Here is a 19886-nt window from a genome sequence, read left to right on the forward strand (position 1 = left end):
ATTAGTGAAGCTAAAATTAGAAGCGGTAGTGCGAGAAAGCTTTGTTGGCTTCGGCCATACGGTGCACGTCTTCACGCTTCTTAACAGCAGCACCTTTACCTTCAGCAGCATCCAGCAGTTCGCCAGCCAAACGCAGAGCCATAGACTTTTCGCCGCGCTTACGGGCGAAGTCTACCAACCAGCGCATTGCCAGAGCGTTACGACGGGAAGGACGAACCTCGACCGGAACCTGGTAAGTAGCACCACCAACGCGGCGCGACTTCACTTCGACCAGCGGAGCGATGGCGTCGAGTGCTTTTTCGAAGAGTTCCAGGGGATCGGTGCCAGCCTTACGGGTCGCAACGGTTTCCAGGGCACCATAAACGATACGCTCGGCAACGGCTTTCTTGCCGCTTTCCATAACGTGGTTCATGAATTTGGCGAGGATCTGGCTTCCGTATTTCGGATCGTCCAGAATCTCACGCTTTGCTGCTACGCGACGTCTTGGCATGATAAGCCCTCAAGCGGTCTTCAGGTTAGCTCGGGACAGATCCAATGGATGCGTGCCCGACCTTACTCTTATCGACTCAATAAAATAAAAATCTGCAAAACGGCCGATTACTTCGGACGCTTGGTACCGTACTTCGAACGACCCTGGTTACGACCTTTAACGCCGGAAGTATCCAAGGAGCCGCGAACGGTGTGGTAACGAACACCTGGCAAGTCTTTTACACGACCGCCGCGGATCAGCACCACGCTGTGCTCTTGCAGGTTGTGGCCTTCACCGCCGATGTACGAGGAAACCTCGAAACCGTTGGTCAGACGCACACGGCATACTTTACGCAGTGCCGAGTTAGGTTTTTTCGGCGTAGTGGTGTACACACGGGTGCACACGCCACGACGTTGCGGGCAGTTCTGCAGCGCAGGTACGTCGGATTTCTCGACGATACGCTTACGCGGCTGACGTACCAGCTGGTTGATAGTTGCCATCTACTAGCTCCACTGTTGTCTTGCGACGCTATTGTCTTGCAAGAAAAGCAAAATGGCAGGAACGAATTCCCGCCAAATTTAGGGGATCAAGAGTCTAAAGAGGATCTTGCCCCCAGTCAAGGCAAGGCCCCGACCTCCCTGCTCGCCGAACCTTGACAATTTGTCTTGATTCGACGAACGGAGCGATCAGGGCCTCAGCTCATTTATCGCAGAACTCAGTTACCGCTCGAGTTCAGCGCTTCGGTCAGTGCAGCTTCCACTTCACTGGCGCTTACGCGCAACGGTTTGTCTGCATCACGACGACGCTTGCGCTCGCTGTGATAAGCCAGACCGGTACCGGCCGGGATCAGACGACCCACGACCACGTTTTCTTTCAGGCCGCGCAGGTAATCGCGCTTGCCGGTTACGGCCGCTTCGGTCAGTACGCGGGTGGTTTCCTGGAAGGAAGCCGCCGAGATGAACGATTCGGTCGACAACGACGCCTTGGTGATACCCAGCAGAACGCGAGTGAACTTGGAGACAAACTTGTCTTCCCCGCCCAGACGCTCGTTCTCTACCAGTACGTGAGTCAGTTCCATCTGGTCGCCCTTGATGAAGCTGGAATCGCCGGACTCGGAGATCTCAACTTTACGCAGCATCTGACGCAGGATGGTCTCGATGTGCTTATCGTTGATCTTCACGCCTTGCAGACGGTAAACGTCCTGGATCTCGTTAACAATGTACTTGGCCAGCGCGCTCACACCCAGCAGACGCAGGATATCGTGCGGATCGCTCGGGCCGTCGGAGATAACTTCGCCGCGGTTTACCTGTTCGCCTTCGAACACGTTCAGGTGACGCCACTTCGGAATCAGCTCTTCATACGGATCGCTACCGTCGTTCGGGGTAATAACCAGACGGCGCTTGCCTTTGGTCTCTTTACCGAATGCGATAGTGCCGCTGACTTCAGCCAGAATCGACGCTTCTTTCGGACGACGAGCTTCGAACAAGTCGGCAACACGCGGCAGACCACCGGTGATGTCACGGGTCTTCGAAGTTTCTTGCGGGATACGAGCGATAACATCACCGATCGCGATCTTCGCACCGTCCGCAACACCGACCAGGGCGTTGGCTGGCAGGAAGTACTGAGCGATAACGTCAGTGCCTGGCAGCAACAGATCCTTGCCGTTGTCGTCGACCATCTTCACCGCTGGACGGATTTCTTTGCCCGCAGCTGGACGATCTTTCGCGTCGAGTACTTCAATGTTGGTCATACCGGTCAATTCGTCAGTCTGACGCTTGATCGTGATGCCTTCTTCCATGCCCACGTAGGTCACGGTACCTTTCATTTCGGTAACGATCGGGTGAGTGTGCGGATCCCACTTGGCCACGATTGCGCCAGCGTCGACCTTGTCACCTTCTTTAACCGAAATCACAGCACCGTACGGCAGCTTGTAACGCTCGCGCTCACGACCGAAGTCATCAGCGATGGCCAGCTCACCGGAACGGGACACAGCAACCAAGTGACCATCCACTCGCTCAACGTGCTTCAGGTTGTGCAGACGGACGGTACCGCCATTCTTCACCTGAACGCTGTCAGCTGCGGAAGTACGGCTTGCCGCACCACCGATGTGGAACGTACGCATGGTCAGCTGGGTACCCGGCTCACCGATGGACTGGGCAGCGATAACGCCGACCGCTTCACCGATGTTCACCTGGTGACCACGAGCCAGATCGCGGCCGTAGCACTTGGCGCAAATGCCGTAGCGGGTTTCGCAGCTGATCGGCGAACGCACGATCACTTCGTCGATGCTGTTCAGCTCGATGAACTCGACCCACTTCTCGTCAACCAGAGTGCCCGCAGGAACGATGACGTCCTCGGTACCTGGCTTGAATACGTCACGGGCGATAACACGACCCAATACGCGCTCACCCAACGGCTCTACAACGTCACCGCCTTCAATGTGCGGAGTCATCAGCAGACCGTGTTCGGTGCCGCAATCGATCTCGGTCACAACCAGATCCTGCGCCACGTCTACCAGACGACGAGTCAGGTAACCGGAGTTCGCAGTTTTCAACGCGGTATCCGCCAGACCTTTACGAGCACCGTGAGTCGAGATGAAGTACTGAAGTACGCTCAAACCTTCACGGAAGTTCGCAGTAATCGGCGTTTCGATGATGGAACCGTCCGGCTTGGCCATCAGACCACGCATACCGGCCAGCTGACGAATCTGTGCTGCGGAACCCCGCGCACCCGAGTCGGCCATCATGTACATGGAGTTGAAAGACTCTTGATCGACTTCAACGCCATGACGGTCGATAACCTTCTCTTTCGAGAGGTTGGCCATCATTGCCTTGGAAACTTCGTCGTTCGCTTTCGACCAAAGGTCGATCACTTTGTTGTACTTCTCGCCCTGGGTTACCAGGCCGGAGGCGTACTGGCTCTCGATCTCTTTCACTTCGTCGGTGGCTGCACCGATGATGCGGGCTTTTTCGTCCGGGATAACGAAGTCGTTAACACCGATGGAAACGCCGGAGATGGTCGAGTAAGCGAAACCGGTGTACATCAACTGGTCAGCGAAGATCACGGTCTCTTTCAAACCAACCACGCGGTAGCACTGGTTGATCAGCTTGGAGATCGCCTTTTTCTTCATCGGCAGGTTGACGACGTCGTACGACAGACCTTTTGGCACAACCTGGAACAGCAGCGCACGGCCGACGGTGGTGTCGACGATACGGGTACCGCTCACGCTGTTGCCGTCACGGTCGTTGACGGTTTCGTTGATACGCACTTTAACCTTGGCGTGCAGTGCGGCTTCGCCAGCACGGAACACACGGTCAACTTCCTGCAGATCCGCGAATACACGACCTTCGCCCTTGGCGTTGATCGCTTCACGAGTCATGTAGTACAGACCCAATACAACGTCCTGCGACGGAACGATGATTGGCTCACCGTTGGCTGGCGACAGAATGTTGTTGGTCGACATCATCAACGCACGCGCTTCGAGCTGGGCTTCCAGTGTCAGCGGTACGTGCACGGCCATTTGGTCGCCGTCGAAGTCGGCGTTGTACGCGGCGCAGACCAGAGGGTGCAGCTGGATAGCCTTACCTTCGATCAGTACCGGTTCAAACGCCTGGATACCCAGACGGTGAAGGGTCGGTGCACGGTTGAGAAGAACCGGGTGTTCGCGAATCACTTCAGCGAGAACGTCCCAAACCTCTGGCAGTTCGCGCTCGACCATTTTCTTGGCCGCTTTGATGGTGGTCGCAAGACCGCGCATTTCGAGCTTGCCGAAAATGAACGGTTTGAACAGCTCGAGAGCCATCTTCTTCGGCAGACCGCACTGATGCAGACGCAGGGTCGGGCCTACGGTAATTACCGAACGACCGGAGTAGTCAACACGCTTACCGAGCAAGTTCTGACGGAAACGACCTTGCTTACCCTTGATCATGTCAGCCAGGGATTTCAGAGGACGCTTGTTCGAACCGGTGATAGCGCGGCCACGACGACCGTTGTCGAGCAATGCATCGACAGCTTCCTGCAACATACGCTTTTCGTTGCGCACGATGATGTCCGGAGCGGACAGATCCAGCAGGCGCTTCAAACGGTTGTTACGGTTGATCACTCGACGATACAGATCGTTGAGGTCGGAAGTCGCGAAACGACCGCCATCCAGCGGAACCAGTGGACGCAGATCTGGCGGCAGAACCGGCAGAACGGTCAGCACCATCCACTCTGGCAGGTTGCCGGAACCCTGGAAGGCTTCCATCAACTTCAGACGCTTGGACAGCTTCTTGATCTTGGTCTCGGAGTTGGTTTGCGGAATTTCTTCACGCAGACGGCCAATCTCGTGCTCCAGGTCGATAGCGTGCAGCAGTTCACGGACAGCTTCAGCACCCATACGGGCGTCAAAGTCGTCACCGAACTCTTCCAGCGCTTCGAAGTACTGCTCGTCGTTCAGCAGCTGACCTTTTTCAAGGGTGGTCATGCCTGGATCGATAACGACATAGCTCTCGAAGTAGAGAACGCGTTCGATATCACGCAGGGTCATGTCCATCAGCAGGCCGATACGGGACGGCAGCGATTTCAGGAACCAGATGTGGGCAACCGGCGAAGCCAGTTCGATGTGCGCCATGCGCTCACGACGAACCTTGGCCAGTGCAACTTCAACGCCGCACTTCTCGCAGATCACACCACGGTGCTTCAAGCGCTTGTACTTACCGCACAGGCACTCGTAATCCTTTACCGGGCCAAAGATCTTGGCGCAGAACAGGCCGTCACGCTCAGGTTTGAACGTACGGTAGTTGATGGTTTCCGGCTTTTTAACTTCGCCGAACGACCACGAGCGGATCATCTCAGGCGAGGCCAATCCGATACGGATGGCGTCGAACTCTTCGACTTGACCCTGGTTTTTCAGCAAATTCAGTAGGTCTTTCAAGGCCTTTCCTCCTGGCGGAGCAGAGAGCGGGCAATCCTGCCCCGCTCTCGATTCGCGTCACGTGTTATTCGGTTTCCAGATCGATATCGATGCCGAGGGAACGAATTTCCTTGATCAACACGTTGAAGGACTCGGGCATGCCCGGCTCCATACGGTGATCGCCATCCACGATGTTTTTGTACATCTTGGTACGGCCGTTCACATCGTCCGACTTCACTGTGAGCATTTCTTGCAGAGTGTAAGCGGCACCGTATGCTTCCAGCGCCCAGACCTCCATCTCCCCGAAACGCTGACCACCGAACTGCGCCTTACCACCCAGCGGCTGCTGGGTAACCAGGCTGTACGAACCGGTAGAACGAGCGTGCATCTTGTCGTCTACCAAGTGGTTCAGCTTCAGCATGTACATGTAGCCAACGGTAACTGGACGCTCGAACTTGTTGCCGGTACGGCCGTCAGTCAGCTGCATCTGGCCGCTTTCCGGCAGGTCTGCCAGTTTCAGCATGGCCTTGATTTCGCTTTCCTTGGCGCCGTCGAACACCGGGGTGGCCATTGGAACACCGCCACGCAGGTTCTTCGCCAGATCCAGGATTTCCTGATCGGAGAAGCTGTCCAGATCTTCGTTACGACCGCCGATCTGGTTGTAGATCTCGTCCAGGAAGGTGCGCAGCTCAGCGACTTTACGCTGCTCTTCGACCATCCGGTTGATCTTCTCGCCCAGACCTTTGGCCGCGAGGCCCAGGTGGGTTTCAAGGATCTGACCAACGTTCATACGCGAAGGTACGCCCAGTGGGTTGAGGACGACGTCGACCGGGGTGCCATTGGCATCGTGCGGCATGTCTTCAACCGGCATGATCACGGAGACCACACCTTTGTTACCGTGACGACCGGCCATCTTGTCGCCCGGCTGGATGCGACGACGGATTGCCAGGTAAACCTTGACGATTTTCAGCACGCCTGGAGCCAGGTCATCGCCCTGCTGCAGTTTGCGCTTCTTGTCTTCGAACTTGTCGTCCAGCAGACGGCGGCGATCAACGATGTAGGCCTGAGCCTTCTCGAGCTGCTCGTTCAGAGCATCTTCAGCCATGCGCAGTTTGAACCACTGACCATGCTCAAGACCGTCGAGAACTTCGTCGGTGATGTCCTGACCTTTCTTCAGACCAGCGCCGCCTTCAGCCTTGTGGCCTACCAGAGCGGAACGCAGACGTTCGAAAGTGGCGCCTTCAACGATACGGAACTCTTCGTTCAGATCCTTGCGGATCTCGTCCAGCTGGGACTTCTCGATCGACAGAGCACGAGCATCACGCTCAACGCCATCACGAGTGAAGACTTGCACGTCGATGACAGTACCTTTGGTACCGGTAGGCACACGCAGGGAGGTGTCTTTAACGTCGCTGGCTTTTTCACCGAAGATTGCACGCAGCAGCTTTTCTTCCGGAGTCAGTTGGGTCTCGCCTTTCGGAGTGACCTTGCCGACCAGGATGTCGCCTGCGCCTACTTCAGCACCTACGTAAACGATACCGGCTTCGTCCAGCTTGTTCAGTGCAGCTTCACCCACGTTCGGGATGTCCGCTGTGATTTCCTCTGGGCCAAGCTTGGTGTCACGAGCCACACAGGTCAGTTCCTGAATGTGGATCGTGGTGAAACGGTCTTCCTGAACAACACGCTCGGACAGGCAGATGGAGTCTTCGAAGTTGAAGCCGTTCCATGCCATGAACGCGATGCGCATGTTCTGACCCAGAGCCAGTTCACCCATGTCGGTGGACGGGCCGTCGGCCATGATGTCGCTACGCTGAACGCGATCACCCTTGCTCACCAGCGGACGCTGGTTGATGCAGGTGTTCTGGTTCGAGCGGGTGTACTTGGTCAGGTTGTAGATGTCGACACCAGCTTCGCCGGTTTCAACTTCGTCATCAGCAACACGAACCACGATACGGCTGGCATCAACGGAGTCGATCACGCCGCCACGACGAGCCACGACGCAAACGCCGGAGTCACGAGCTACGTTACGCTCCATGCCGGTACCTACCAGCGGCTTGTCAGCGCGCAGGGTGGGTACAGCTTGACGCTGCATGTTCGAACCCATCAACGCACGGTTGGCGTCGTCGTGCTCGAGGAACGGAATCAGCGACGCTGCAACCGAAACTACCTGCTTCGGCGAAACGTCCATCAAGGTGACTTCTTCAGGCGCCTTGACGGTGAATTCGTTCAGGTGACGTACGGCTACCAGTTCGTCGATCAGAACTTTCTGGTCGTTCATGGTCGCCGAAGCCTGCGCGATCACGTGATCGGCTTCTTCAATAGCGGACAGGAACACGATCTCGTCGGTGACCACACCCTCTTTCACCACACGGTACGGGCTTTCCAGGAAGCCATACTGGTTGGTGCGAGCGTAAGCAGCCAGGGAGTTGATCAGACCGATGTTCGGACCTTCCGGCGTTTCAATCGGGCATACACGACCGTAGTGAGTCGGGTGTACGTCACGAACTTCGAAGCCTGCGCGCTCACGAGTCAGACCGCCAGGGCCGAGTGCAGAGACACGACGCTTGTGGGTGATCTCGGACAGCGGGTTGTTCTGGTCCATGAACTGAGACAGCTGGCTGGAACCGAAGAACTCTTTCACCGCCGCAGCCACTGGCTTGGCGTTGATCAGGTCTTGCGGCATCAGGCCTTCGCTTTCAGCCATCGACAGACGCTCTTTGACCGCACGCTCAACACGTACCAGGCCAACGCGGAACTGGTTCTCGGCCATTTCGCCTACACAGCGAACACGACGGTTACCCAGGTGGTCGATGTCGTCGACGATGCCTTTACCGTTACGGATGTCGACCAGAGTCTTCAGTACCGCGACGATGTCTTCCTTGCACAGCACGCCCGAACCTTCGATTTCGGTACGACCGATACGACGGTTGAACTTCATCCGGCCGACCGCAGACAGGTCATAGCGCTCAGGACTGAAGAACAGGTTGTTGAACAGCGTTTCGGCAGCGTCTTTGGTTGGCGGCTCGCCTGGACGCATCATGCGATAGATCTCGACCAGCGCTTCCAATTGGTTGCTGGTGGAGTCGATCTTCAGCGTGTCAGAGACGAACGGACCGCAATCGATGTCGTTGGTGTACAGAGTTTCGATGCGAACAACGCCGGACTTGGCAATTTTTGCCAAGACTTCGGTGTTCAGCTCGGTGTTGCACTCTGCCAGGATTTCGCCTGTGGCCGGGTGCACGATGACCTTGGCGGTGGTGCGACCCAGGACGTAGTCCAGCGGCACTTCCAGTGTCTTGATACCGGCTTTTTCGATCTGGTTGATGTGGCGCGCGGTAATACGGCGGCCCGCTTCAACGATGACTTTGCCCTTCTCGTCCTGAATATCCAGAACTGCAATTTCACCACGCAGGCGCGAAGGCACCAGTTCCAGGCTGAGGGTTTCGCCGCTCAGGTGGAAAACGTTAGTGGTGTAGAACGCATCCAGAACTTCTTCAGTGGTGTAGCCGAGCGCGCGCAGCAGTACCGAGGCCGGCAGCTTGCGACGACGGTCGATACGCACGAATACGCAGTCTTTCGGGTCGAACTCGAAGTCCAGCCACGAACCGCGGTAAGGAATGATGCGCGCGGAGTACAGCAGTTTGCCGGAGCTATGCGTCTTGCCGCGGTCGTGATCGAAGAACACGCCCGGGGAACGGTGCAGCTGGGAAACGATTACACGCTCAGTACCGTTAATTACGAAGGTACCGTTCTCAGTCATCAGGGGGATTTCACCCATGTAGACTTCTTGCTCTTTGATGTCCTTGATCGCTTTGTTCGACGATTCTTTGTCGAAAATGATCAGGCGCACTTTTACCCGCAAAGGTACGGCGAAAGTTACACCGCGCAATACGCATTCTTTGACATCAAATGCCGGTTCGCCCAGGCGATAACCGACGTACTCCAGCGCAGCATTGCCGGAGTAGCTGATGATCGGGAAAACGGATTTGAAGGCCGCATGCAGGCCCACGTCGCGGAACTGATCTTTAGTCGCTCCCGCTTGCAAGAATTCACGATACGAATCCAGCTGGATGGCCAGGAGGTACGGCACATCCATGACGTCCGGCAACTTGCTAAAGTCCTTGCGGATACGTTTTTTCTCAGTATATGAGTAAGCCATCAGCGTTCCCCAGCTTGGTCACCTGCTTGTTTGGCCCCTCCCGACGGGAGCAGCCAGAAAATCGTGCAAACCCCATGGTTTGCGCCACCGCATCGGGTGGTTACAGCGCCTTTATCAGCACCGACCCAGTCGGCTGCCAATAACGGAAAAAGGCCGGTGGCAAGAGCCACCAGCCATCAGCCTGTCGCTTGACGCTCGGGCTGGAGGTGCAAAATCGAAAGTTACTTAACTTCGACTTCTGCGCCAGCTTCTTCCAGCTTCTTCTTGGCATCTTCAGCAGCTTCTTTCGAAACGCCTTCAGCGATAACCTGAGGAGCGGTATCAACCTTCTCTTTCGCTTCTTTCAGACCCAGACCGGTCAGTTCACGTACAGCCTTGATCACGTTGACTTTCTTCTCGCCAGCGCCTTTCAAGATAACGTTGAACTCGGTTTGCTCTTCAACAGCAGCAGCAGCTACAGCTGGGCCAGCCGAAGCAGCAGCAGCGGTAACACCGAAGGTTTCTTCCATCGCTTTGATCAGCTCAACGATTTCCACTACGGATTTCTGGCCGATTGCTTCGATGATTTGTTCGTTAGTCAGAGACATGACTCAATTCCTGAATTGGGGGACGGCCTACGCGACCATCGAAATAAACAAAAAACGCGAGAAGTTGACGAGCCTTAGGCTGCGGCAGCTTCTTTCTGGTCGCGAATTGCCGCCAGAGTACGAGCCAATTTGCTGGTAGCGCCTTGAATCACGCTCATCAGCTGAGAAATTGCTTCGTCACGGGTCGGCAGAGTTGCCAGTACGTCGATCTGATTAGCTGCGAGGAACTTGCCCTCGAACGCAGCTGCCTTGATCTCGAACTTGTCCTGACCCTTGGCAAACTCTTTGAAGATACGGGCAGCAGCGCCCGGATGTTCGTTCGAGAATGCAATCAGGGTCGGGCCGGTGAACACGTCATTGAGGACACTGTATTGAGTGTCAGCAACGGCGCGCTTGAGCAGGGTGTTACGCACAACACGTACGTATACGCCAGCTTCACGAGCCTCTTTACGGAGTCCGGTCATTGCGCCTACTGTTACGCCACGGGCATCAACCACGACAGCGGACAGAGCGACTTTGGCAGCCTCGTTGACTTCAGCGACGATGGCCTTCTTGTCTTCGAGATTAATTGCCACGGGTTTAACTCCTGCTTGTTACCGTTTCATTCGATCGGAACCGAATGTCGTTTTGGTGTCTGATTCGGTAAGGAACCGGGAGCACCATCTGCGTAGGCTTGTGGTTTAAGGCTCACGCCGCCTACGGTCTTGGATAGCCCCCGCCAGGCAGGGACCCCAATCTTTCAATTGGCGCGATCAATCGCGCCAACCTTTGTCTTACGCGTCCAGCGAGCTCTGGTCGATGACCAGACCTGGGCCCATAGTGGTGCTCAGGGTAACGCGCTTGACGTAGATACCTTTCGAAGAAGCTGGCTTGATACGCTTCAGATCAGCGATCAGGGCTTCAACGTTTTCCTTCAGCTTGACGGCATCGAAACCGATCTTGCCAACGGAAGTGTGAATGATGCCGTTTTTGTCGGTGCGATAACGAACCTGACCAGCTTTCGCGTTTTTGACCGCGGTAGCTACGTCCGGAGTTACGGTACCAACCTTAGGGTTAGGCATCAGACCACGTGGACCGAGAATCTGGCCCAATTGACCGACAACGCGCATTGCATCCGGGGATGCGATGACTACGTCATAGTTCAGGTCGCCGCCCTTCATTTCGGCAGCCAGGTCGTCCATACCTACACGGTCAGCGCCGGCAGCCAGAGCGGCCTCAGCAGCTGGACCCTGGGTGAAGACAGCAACACGAACGGTCTTGCCAGTGCCGTGCGGCAGCACAGTAGCGCTACGAACAACCTGGTCAGATTTACGCGGGTCTACACCCAGGTTTACAGCAACGTCGAACGACTCGCTGAACTTGACAGTCGACAGCTCAGCCAGCAGAGCAGCAGCGTCTACAATGTTGTAGGCCTTGCCTGCTTCGATTTTGCCGGCGATAGCCTTTTGACGCTTGGTCAGCTTAGCCATTACACACCCTCCACGTTAAGGCCCATGCTACGAGCAGAACCGGCGATAGTACGCACGGCTGCATCCATATCAGCTGCAGTCAGATCCGCGTTTTTGGTTTTCGCGATTTCTTCCAGCTGAGCACGGGTAACAGTGCCAACCTTAACGGTGTTCGGACGAGCGGAACCGCTGGTCAGACCGGCCGCCTTCTTCAGCAGAACCGAAGCAGGGGTGGATTTGGTTTCGAAAGTGAAGCTACGGTCGCTGTAAACAGTGATGATCACTGGAGTCGGCAGACCAGCTTCAAGACCCTGAGTACGGGCGTTGAAAGCCTTGCAGAATTCCATGATGTTCACGCCGTGCTGACCCAGAGCAGGACCAACCGGTGGACTTGGGTTAGCCTGAGCGGCCTTCACTTGCAGCTTGATGTAAGCGGTAATCTTCTTGGCCATGAGGCACTCCAATTACGGGTTCGAACGCCTCGAAAGGCTCCCCGGTTACTTGCGCGTATATCCCAGTGACGACAAAACCCCACAGCCTATGGCTGCGGGGTTGGGATGCTTGTTCAATTAGACCTTTTCGACCTGACTGAACTCCAACTCTACCGGGGTAGAGCGACCGAAAATGAGCACTGCCACTTGGATCCGGCTCTTTTCGTAGTTAACTTCTTCAACAACGCCATTAAAATCAGCGAATGGACCGTCATTGACTCGCACCGTCTCACCTGGCTCAAAAAGAGTCTTCGGCTTAGGCTTGTCGCTACCATCAGCAACACGACGCAGAATTGCTTCTGCCTCTTTATCGGTGATTGGCGCAGGCTTATCAGCGGTACCGCCAATGAACCCCATCACCCGAGGAGTATCCTTGACCAAGTGCCAAGTACCCTCATTCATATCCATCTGAACCAGCACATAGCCTGGAAAGAACTTGCGTTCGCTTTTGCGCTTCTGGCCATTACGCATTTCAACCACTTCTTCAGTGGGAACCAGAATCTCGCCGAAGCCATCTTCCATGCCAGCCAGCTTTACGCGCTCGACCAGCGAGCGCATCACATGCTTCTCGTAACCCGAGTAAGCATGCACAACATACCAACGCTTAGCCACGGGACACCCTTAGCCGACAATCAAGGAAACAAGCCAGCCGAGCAGGGAATCAAGCCCCCACAACAGCAACGCCATAACCAGAACAACAGCCACCACAATAAGGGTGGTCTGCGTGGTTTCTTGGCGAGTTGGCCACACGACTTTACGAATCTCGGTGCGAGCTTCCTTAACCAGTACAAAGAAAGACTTGCCCTTCGCAGTCTGCAGGCCTACAAAGGCAGCTACAGCAGCAATGACAAGCAAAGCGAGTACACGATACAGGATCGGCGAAGCAGAGTAATACTGATTACCAACAACGCCAACAACCACTAAAGCGACAACCACAAGCCACTTGAGCAGATCGAAGCGAGAGCCTTGAGCTTCAGCTTTAGGAGTCATCTATGAAGATCCTGTGAAAAGAAAGCCAGACACACCAAGTGAATCTGGCAGGTCAGGAGGGAATCGAACCCCCAACCTACGGTTTTGGAGACCGTCGCTCTGCCAATTGAGCTACTGACCTAAAACAAAATCAGGCCGACCATTATGCCGGCCCGAAAAATACATTACAACCACTTACTCGATGATTTTAGCTACGACGCCAGCGCCGACGGTACGACCGCCTTCACGGATAGCGAAACGCAGACCGTCTTCCATCGCGATGGTTTTGATCAGGGTAACAGTCATCTGAATGTTGTCACCCGGCATTACCATTTCAACGCCTTCTGGCAGCTCGCAGTTACCAGTCACGTCAGTAGTACGGAAGTAGAACTGTGGACGGTAGCCCTTGAAGAACGGAGTATGACGACCGCCCTCTTCCTTGCTCAGAACGTAAACTTCTGCGGTGAACTTGGTGTGCGGCTTAACCGAACCCGGCTTAACCAGAACCTGACCACGCTCAACGTCGTCACGCTTGGTACCACGCAGCAGAACGCCGCAGTTCTCGCCAGCACGACCTTCGTCGAGCAGCTTGCGGAACATTTCAACGCCGGTGCAGGTGGTAACAGTAGTGTCACGCAGACCAACGATTTCCAGCGGATCCTGAACGCGAACGATACCGCGCTCGATACGACCAGTCACAACAGTACCGCGACCCGAGATCGAGAATACGTCTTCGATTGGCATCAGGAATGGCTTGTCGATCATACGAACTGGCTCTGGAATGTAGGTATCCAGAGTTTCAACCAGTTTACGAACGGCAGTGGTGCCCATTTCGTTGTCGTCTTTGCCTTCCAGAGCCATACGAGCCGAACCGATGATGATCGGAGTGTCGTCGCCTGGGAAGTCATAGGTGGACAGCAGGTCGCGAACTTCCATCTCAACCAGTTCCAGCAGCTCAGCGTCATCTACCAGGTCAGCCTTGTTCAGGAAGACCACGATGTACGGAACGCCTACCTGACGGGACAGCAGGATGTGCTCACGGGTTTGTGGCATCGGACCATCAGCGGCCGAGCAAACCAGGATCGCGCCGTCCATCTGGGCAGCACCGGTGATCATGTTCTTCACGTAGTCAGCGTGACCCGGGCAGTCAACGTGAGCGTAGTGACGAATAGTCGAGTTGTACTCAACGTGAGCGGTGTTGATGGTGATACCGCGAGCTTTTTCTTCTGGTGCGCTGTCGATCTTGTCGAAGTCAACGATTGCGGAACCGAAAACTTCGGAGCAAACGCGAGTCAGAGCAGCAGTCAGAGTGGTTTTACCGTGGTCAACGTGACCAATGGTCCCAACGTTGACGTGGGGCAGGGAACGATCAAATTTTTCCTTAGCCATCGATATCACCCTCAACAGAAGAAATTAGACAAACAATATCAACCATTAAAACAAAGGCAGATATTTTCATATCTGCCTTGTTATATGGAGCTCTTGAGCGGATTTGAACCGCTGACCTCACCCTTACCAAGGGTGTGCTCTACCAACTGAGCTACAAGAGCAAAACACTTTGCACAAACCGCAAACTTGGAGCGGGTAGCGGGAATCGAACCCGCATCATCAGCTTGGAAGGCTGAGGTTCTACCACTAAACTATACCCGCAGAGCCTGCAGCTCACGCTTAAATCTGGTGGAGGGAGAAGGATTCGAACCTTCGAAGTCGTAGACGTCAGATTTACAGTCTGATCCCTTTGGCCGCTCGGGAACCCCTCCTAATCAGGCCGGCATTCTATACTATGCCAAGCCCCTGTCAAGCATTTTCTCATTTAAAAACCTGAGGTTAGCTGCATTGACACCACTACGCCTCGTTAACCTTTGAAAGGTCTTCACTGCGGAGCGGGCGCCATTCTATTCAAACTATTCAGCAGGTGCAACCCCCTCGCACAGCATTATTTTATGTTTTAACTCATTGAATTCCTTGGAAAGGTTTTGCAATTGCGCATCCCCCAGCAAACGCTGGCTTTCAGGTGCAATACGCAACCAGTAACCTGCCGCTGGAACATCATTCGCTGACAGTTCAGCCTTGATATCCATTTCAGCCAAACGCTGGCTCAGCGGCATAACCTGCTCCTCACGAGCAAATCCGCCCAAATAAAGGCATCTCTCCTCAATCCGCGACATACCAGGCTTTGACCTAGAAGCAGAAACACTCTCGCTCAACAGACGAATATCCTGCTGCGAGCCTTTATACAAGCTGAGAGGGGTTACATCCTTTGCCCGCAAGGGTGCTTCCTGCTGATGCCAGACGTAGTAGAAAACATTAAGAACAAGAAGCAGCAGGAACAACCAACGCATACATACCTCAGGACAAAGGACACGCCATAGCCAAACCTACGAATACCAGATCAGGAACAATCCTGGCCTCGGGCGCGACATCTGCAACCAATCCAGCATCACCACCCGTAATGAAAACAGTGAAGCCTTGCCCCCAATATGTTCGCGCCATTTCCAGCTGGGTGAGCACGAACCCCCTCAGCATCATGGAGCAGCCGCGCTCCACGGCCTCAACGGTGTTTCGACCGGGCTCCTGACTGGTTAATGCACGCTCTGCAGCAAGATCGCCATAACGAATTTTTCGGGTATGGGTGCGTAACTGACTGCGCATCAACGGCATACCCGGACAGATGAAGCCACCGAGATGCCCTCCATCTTGCGCAATGAAGTCGGCGGTAACCGCCGTGCCGAAATCAAGCACCAGACACGCCCCCTTAGCCAAGTGAAACCCGCCAAGCATAGCCAACCAACGATCAAGCCCTAGACGCTCGTATTCTTCGTAACCATTTCTAACACCGGACATCTCACGAGCAGGCTCCGCGCACATGACCGATACGCCAAATTCCTGCGTAAGCATGCGAATTAATGCACTTGTTTCCTCTGCGGAACGAACACTCACTAAGCGACACCGGCTTAACGACAACCCACTCTGTGCCCACAGACCTTCTCTCAGCGCCTGATCTGAGTCGACCACCCCCTCCGCGATCAAAGTAACAGCCTCAGCATTCAGCACGCGCCATTTTATAAAGCTGTTGCCGCAGTCAAGCTCAAGAATCATCACGCAACCTCAGGCTGAGCTCGCCACCACTAAAGACTTTTTCCACGCCATTCACCTGTAATCGCAACGCACCCTGACTATCAATACCGAGCACCACACCATCTATTTGGTTGACACCAGCAATCAACGAGACGGAACGCTTCTGCCACAAATGATTCTCCTCCCATTCCGCCTGGAGAACTGAAAAACCATGCATTTGCTGCCGTTGTATGTATGCCTGTAACTGTTCGCTCAATTCAGCGACCAGGACATTGCGATCACAGCTTTTGCCGGACTCAAGCCGCACAGACGTCCATTGTTGGTCGACCTCATCTGCTACCTGCATATTCACGTTAATGCCAATACCTAGCACCACGTGACACACATCTGCCGGATCCCCAATAAGCTCTAGCAGAATTCCGGCAATTTTCTTATTGCCAACCAGAACATCGTTGGGCCATTTCAAACCTGCGCCGGGAACTCCCATTTTCCGCAGGGCCTGCATAACGGCCAACCCAACGACGAGGCTCAAGCCTTCAAGCTGGCGCATTCCACCATCAATACGCAGGACAAGACTGTAATAAAGATTTTCGGCAAACGGGCTTACCCACTTGCGCCCTCTGCGTCCGCGACCGGAGACCTGTCGTTCAGCAAGCACCAAGAATGGCGCCGATTGGCCTCGGCCAATCGCACGCAATGCCTCAGCGTTAGTGGAGTCAATAGAATCAAAGACCGTAACCGGCCAACCGACTTTCATACCCCCCATTTTAAGAGGATCGAGCAGCATTAACGGGGCAGACAACTGATAACCGCGCCCCCGAACTTTGTGGATGGATAGCCCAAGCTCAACCTCAAGGTGCTGAAGCTGCTTCCAAACTGCACTTCGGCTAATCCCCAAGGCTGCACCCAGGTCTTGACCAGAATGGAATCGGCCATCCTTCAGAAGATTCAACAACGTCAGCATGCAGGTCTCGCCTCACAATGAGGCCCGAATAATAGCCATGCCCCGGGCCGTTGCATAGAAATCAAGCAGGCGCATTTCCTGCAGGCAAAACAAAACCCCAACTGCTTTCGCAATTGGGGTTTCGGAATTTAATCTTGACGATGACCTACTCTCACATGGGGAAACCCCACACTACCATCGGCGATGCATCGTTTCACTGCTGAGTTCGGGATGGGATCAGGTGGTTCCAACGCTCTATGGTCGTCAAGAAATTCGGGTACTGAGTCGTGACCAGTTGGTCTCGCTTCAGCAAATTGGGTATGTGACAGCTTTCGGTGTTTTGTGAACATCGAACTTTCGGTTCGTTTCGTCTTCACACACCGCAACTTGGCCTTTCGACGCAAATTGCTTGGGTGTTATATGGTCAAGCCTCACGGGCAATTAGTATTGGTTAGCTCAACGCCTCACAGCGCTTACACACCCAACCTATCAACGTCGTAGTCTTCGACGGCCCTTCAGGGAACTCAAGGTTCCAGTGAGATCTCATCTTGAGGCAAGTTTCCCGCTTAGATGCTTTCAGCGGTTATCTTTCCCGAACATAGCTACCCGGCAATGCCACTGGCGTGACAACCGGAACACCAGAGGTTCGTCCACTCCGGTCCTCTCGTACTAGGAGCAGCCCCTCTCAAATCTCAAACGTCCACGGCAGATAGGGACCGAACTGTCTCACGACGTTCTAAACCCAGCTCGCGTACCACTTTAAATGGCGAACAGCCATACCCTTGGGACCGGCTTCAGCCCCAGGATGTGATGAGCCGACATCGAGGTGCCAAACACCGCCGTCGATATGAACTCTTGGGCGGTATCAGCCTGTTATCCCCGGAGTACCTTTTATCCGTTGAGCGATGGCCCTTCCATACAGAACCACCGGATCACTAAGACCTACTTTCGTACCTGCTCGACGTGTCTGTCTCGCAGTCAAGCGCGCTTTTGCCTTTATACTCTACGACCGATTTCGACCGGTCTGAGCGCACCTTCGTACTCCTCCGTTACTCTTTAGGAGGAGACCGCCCCAGTCAAACTACCCACCATACACTGTCCTCGATCCGGATAACGGACCTGAGTTAGAACCTCAAAGTTGCCAGGGTGGTATTTCAAGGATGGCTCCACGCGAACTGGCGTCCACGCTTCAAAGCCTCCCACCTATCCTACACAAGCAAATTCAAAGTCCAGTGCAAAGCTATAGTAAAGGTTCACGGGGTCTTTCCGTCTAGCCGCGGATACACTGCATCTTCACAGCGATTTCAATTTCACTGAGTCTCGGGTGGAGACAGCGCCGCCATCGTTACGCCATTCGTGCAGGTCGGAACTTACCCGACAAGGAATTTCGCTACCTTAGGACCGTTATAGTTACGGCCGCCGTTTACCGGGGCTTCGATCAAGAGCTTCGCGTTAGCTAACCCCATCAATTAACCTTCCGGCACCGGGCAGGCGTCACACCCTATACGTCCACTTTCGTGTTTGCAGAGTGCTGTGTTTTTAATAAACAGTCGCAGCGGCCTGGTATCTTCGACCGGCATGAGCTTACGGAGCAAGTCCTTCACCCTCACCGGCGCACCTTCTCCCGAAGTTACGGTGCCATTTTGCCTAGTTCCTTCACCCGAGTTCTCTCAAGCGCCTTGGTATTCTCTACCCAACCACCTGTGTCGGTTTGGGGTACGGTTCCTGGTTACCTGAAGCTTAGAAGCTTTTCTTGGAAGCATGGCATCAACCACTTCGTCATCTAAAAGATGACTCGTCATCAGCTCTCGGCCTTAAGATCCCGGATTTACCTAAGATCTCAGCCTACCACCTTAAACTTGGACAACCAACGCCAAGCTGGCCTAGCCTTCTCCGTCCCTCCATCGCAATAACCAGAAGTACAGGAATATTAACCTGTTTTCCATCGACTACGCTTTTCAGCCTCGCCTTAGGGACCGACTAACCCTGCGTCGATTAACGTTGCGCAGGAAACCTTGGTCTTTCGGCGTGGGTGTTTTTCACACCCATTGTCGTTACTCATGTCAGCATTCGCACTTCTGATACCTCCAGCAAGCTTCTCAACTCACCTTCACAGGCTTACAGAACGCTCCTCTACCGCATCACCCGAAGGTGATACCCGTAGCTTCGGTGTATGGTTTGAGCCCCGTTACATCTTCCGCGCAGGCCGACTCGACTAGTGAGCTATTACGCTTTCTTTAAAGGGTGGCTGCTTCTAAGCCAACCTCCTAGCTGTCTAAGCCTTCCCACATCGTTTCCCACTTAACCATAACTTTGGGACCTTAGCTGACGGTCTGGGTTGTTTCCCTTTTCACGACGGACGTTAGCACCCGCCGTGTGTCTCCCATGCTCGGCACTTGTAGGTATTCGGAGTTTGCATCGGTTTGGTAAGTCGGGATGACCCCCTAGCCGAAACAGTGCTCTACCCCCTACAGTGATACATGAGGCGCTACCTAAATAGCTTTCGAGGAGAACCAGCTATCTCCGAGCTTGATTAGCCTTTCACTCCGATCCACAGGTCATCCGCTAACTTTTCAACGGTAGTCGGTTCGGTCCTCCAGTTAGTGTTACCCAACCTTCAACCTGCCCATGGATAGATCGCCCGGTTTCGGGTCTATTCCCAGCGACTAGACGCCCTATTAAGACTCGCTTTCGCTACGCCTCCCCTATTCGGTTAAGCTCGCCACTGAAAATAAGTCGCTGACCCATTATACAAAAGGTACGCAGTCACAGAACAAAGTCTGCTCCCACTGCTTGTACGCATACGGTTTCAGGATCTATTTCACTCCCCTCTCCGGGGTTCTTTTCG

At 54.5% G+C, this 19886-nt stretch carries 14 protein-coding genes, 4 tRNA genes and 2 rRNA genes (1 of these 20 running past the window's edge); all 20 read right to left on the reverse strand.

The window, feature by feature from the left end:
- Positions 1-16 precede the first annotated feature (16 nt).
- Complete coding sequence (gene rpsG / locus PSH79_RS24795) at positions 17-490, reverse strand: 30S ribosomal protein S7 (RefSeq protein ID WP_007916467.1); 474 nt, start codon at positions 488-490, stop codon at positions 17-19.
- A gap of 107 nt (positions 491-597) precedes the next feature.
- A complete protein-coding gene (rpsL, locus tag PSH79_RS24800) occupies positions 598-969 on the reverse strand; it encodes a 30S ribosomal protein S12 (protein ID WP_003186084.1) in 372 nt (123 codons plus the stop codon).
- A 215-nt stretch (positions 970-1184) separates the two neighbouring features.
- A complete protein-coding gene (rpoC, locus tag PSH79_RS24805) occupies positions 1185-5384 on the reverse strand; it encodes a DNA-directed RNA polymerase subunit beta' (RefSeq protein ID WP_122592626.1) in 4200 nt (1399 codons plus the stop codon).
- Positions 5385-5448: 64 nt separating this feature from the next.
- Positions 5449-9522, reverse strand: coding sequence for a DNA-directed RNA polymerase subunit beta (rpoB, locus tag PSH79_RS24810; protein WP_103303768.1), 4074 nt, complete (start codon positions 9520-9522; stop codon positions 5449-5451).
- Between the two features lie 221 nt (positions 9523-9743).
- On the reverse strand, positions 9744-10109 hold the full coding sequence (rplL, locus tag PSH79_RS24815) for a 50S ribosomal protein L7/L12 (RefSeq protein ID WP_122592624.1): 366 nt from the start codon (positions 10107-10109) through the stop codon (positions 9744-9746).
- Positions 10110-10183: 74 nt separating this feature from the next.
- On the reverse strand, positions 10184-10684 hold the full coding sequence (gene rplJ / locus PSH79_RS24820; RefSeq protein ID WP_008081912.1) for a 50S ribosomal protein L10: 501 nt from the start codon (positions 10682-10684) through the stop codon (positions 10184-10186).
- 198 nt (positions 10685-10882) lie between these two features.
- Positions 10883-11578 (reverse strand): 50S ribosomal protein L1, encoded by a 696-nt coding sequence (rplA, locus tag PSH79_RS24825; protein ID WP_003228754.1) that lies wholly within the window; start codon positions 11576-11578, stop codon positions 10883-10885.
- Positions 11578-12009, reverse strand: a complete 432-nt coding sequence (gene rplK, locus PSH79_RS24830; RefSeq protein WP_003228756.1) for a 50S ribosomal protein L11 — start codon at positions 12007-12009, stop codon at positions 11578-11580. Before rplK ends, rplA begins: the two co-directional genes overlap by 1 nt.
- 117 nt (positions 12010-12126) lie before the next feature.
- A complete protein-coding gene (nusG, locus tag PSH79_RS24835) occupies positions 12127-12660 on the reverse strand; it encodes a transcription termination/antitermination protein NusG (protein WP_007916492.1) in 534 nt (177 codons plus the stop codon).
- A gap of 9 nt (positions 12661-12669) precedes the next feature.
- Complete coding sequence (gene secE, locus PSH79_RS24840) at positions 12670-13038, reverse strand: preprotein translocase subunit SecE (protein WP_007916493.1); 369 nt, start codon at positions 13036-13038, stop codon at positions 12670-12672.
- A 45-nt stretch (positions 13039-13083) separates the two neighbouring features.
- A tRNA-Trp gene (locus PSH79_RS24845) sits at positions 13084-13159 on the reverse strand.
- A gap of 53 nt (positions 13160-13212) precedes the next feature.
- Positions 13213-14406 (reverse strand): elongation factor Tu, encoded by a 1194-nt coding sequence (tuf, locus tag PSH79_RS24850; RefSeq protein ID WP_095188538.1) that lies wholly within the window; start codon positions 14404-14406, stop codon positions 13213-13215.
- A gap of 85 nt (positions 14407-14491) precedes the next feature.
- Positions 14492-14567: transfer RNA gene (locus PSH79_RS24855), tRNA-Thr, on the reverse strand.
- Between the two features lie 26 nt (positions 14568-14593).
- Positions 14594-14667, reverse strand: a tRNA-Gly gene (locus PSH79_RS24860).
- Positions 14668-14692: 25 nt separating this feature from the next.
- Positions 14693-14777 (reverse strand) — tRNA-Tyr (locus tag PSH79_RS24865).
- A gap of 144 nt (positions 14778-14921) precedes the next feature.
- Positions 14922-15359 (reverse strand): hypothetical protein, encoded by a 438-nt coding sequence (locus PSH79_RS24870; RefSeq protein WP_305440076.1) that lies wholly within the window; start codon positions 15357-15359, stop codon positions 14922-14924.
- Positions 15360-15366: 7 nt separating this feature from the next.
- Positions 15367-16116, reverse strand: a complete 750-nt coding sequence (locus tag PSH79_RS24875) for a pantothenate kinase (protein ID WP_305440077.1) — start codon at positions 16114-16116, stop codon at positions 15367-15369.
- A complete protein-coding gene (gene birA / locus PSH79_RS24880) occupies positions 16106-17059 on the reverse strand; it encodes a bifunctional biotin--[acetyl-CoA-carboxylase] ligase/biotin operon repressor BirA (protein WP_305440078.1) in 954 nt (317 codons plus the stop codon). Before birA ends, PSH79_RS24875 begins: the two co-directional genes overlap by 11 nt.
- A gap of 132 nt (positions 17060-17191) precedes the next feature.
- Positions 17192-17307, reverse strand: a 5S ribosomal RNA gene (gene rrf / locus PSH79_RS24885).
- Between the two features lie 151 nt (positions 17308-17458).
- Positions 17459-19886 (reverse strand): 23S ribosomal RNA (locus PSH79_RS24890) (it continues 465 nt past the right edge of the window).

The organism is Pseudomonas sp. FP2196, from assembly GCF_030687715.1.
Taxonomy (GTDB): Bacteria; Pseudomonadota; Gammaproteobacteria; order Pseudomonadales; family Pseudomonadaceae; genus Aquipseudomonas.

What these genes read in the sequence shown, in the direction of transcription:
- PSH79_RS24870 (WP_305440076.1), bottom strand. Translation starts at nt 15,359, where the DNA reads ATGCGTTGGTTGTTCCTGCTGCTTCTTGTTCTTAATGTTTTCTACTAC.
- rpsG (WP_007916467.1), bottom strand. Translation starts at nt 490, where the DNA reads ATGCCAAGACGTCGCGTAGCAGCAAAGCGTGAGATTCTGGACGATCCG.
- secE (WP_007916493.1), bottom strand. Translation starts at nt 13,038, where the DNA reads ATGACTCCTAAAGCTGAAGCTCAAGGCTCTCGCTTCGATCTGCTCAAG.
- rplA (WP_003228754.1), bottom strand. Translation starts at nt 11,578, where the DNA reads ATGGCTAAGCTGACCAAGCGTCAAAAGGCTATCGCCGGCAAAATCGAA.
- rpoB (WP_103303768.1), bottom strand. Translation starts at nt 9,522, where the DNA reads ATGGCTTACTCATATACTGAGAAAAAACGTATCCGCAAGGACTTTAGC.
- rplL (WP_122592624.1), bottom strand. Translation starts at nt 10,109, where the DNA reads ATGTCTCTGACTAACGAACAAATCATCGAAGCAATCGGCCAGAAATCC.
- tuf (WP_095188538.1), bottom strand. Translation starts at nt 14,406, where the DNA reads ATGGCTAAGGAAAAATTTGATCGTTCCCTGCCCCACGTCAACGTTGGG.
- birA (WP_305440078.1), bottom strand. Translation starts at nt 17,059, where the DNA reads ATGCTGACGTTGTTGAATCTTCTGAAGGATGGCCGATTCCATTCTGGT.
- rplK (WP_003228756.1), bottom strand. Translation starts at nt 12,009, where the DNA reads ATGGCCAAGAAGATTACCGCTTACATCAAGCTGCAAGTGAAGGCCGCT.
- PSH79_RS24875 (WP_305440077.1), bottom strand. Translation starts at nt 16,116, where the DNA reads ATGATTCTTGAGCTTGACTGCGGCAACAGCTTTATAAAATGGCGCGTG.
- rpsL (WP_003186084.1), bottom strand. Translation starts at nt 969, where the DNA reads ATGGCAACTATCAACCAGCTGGTACGTCAGCCGCGTAAGCGTATCGTC.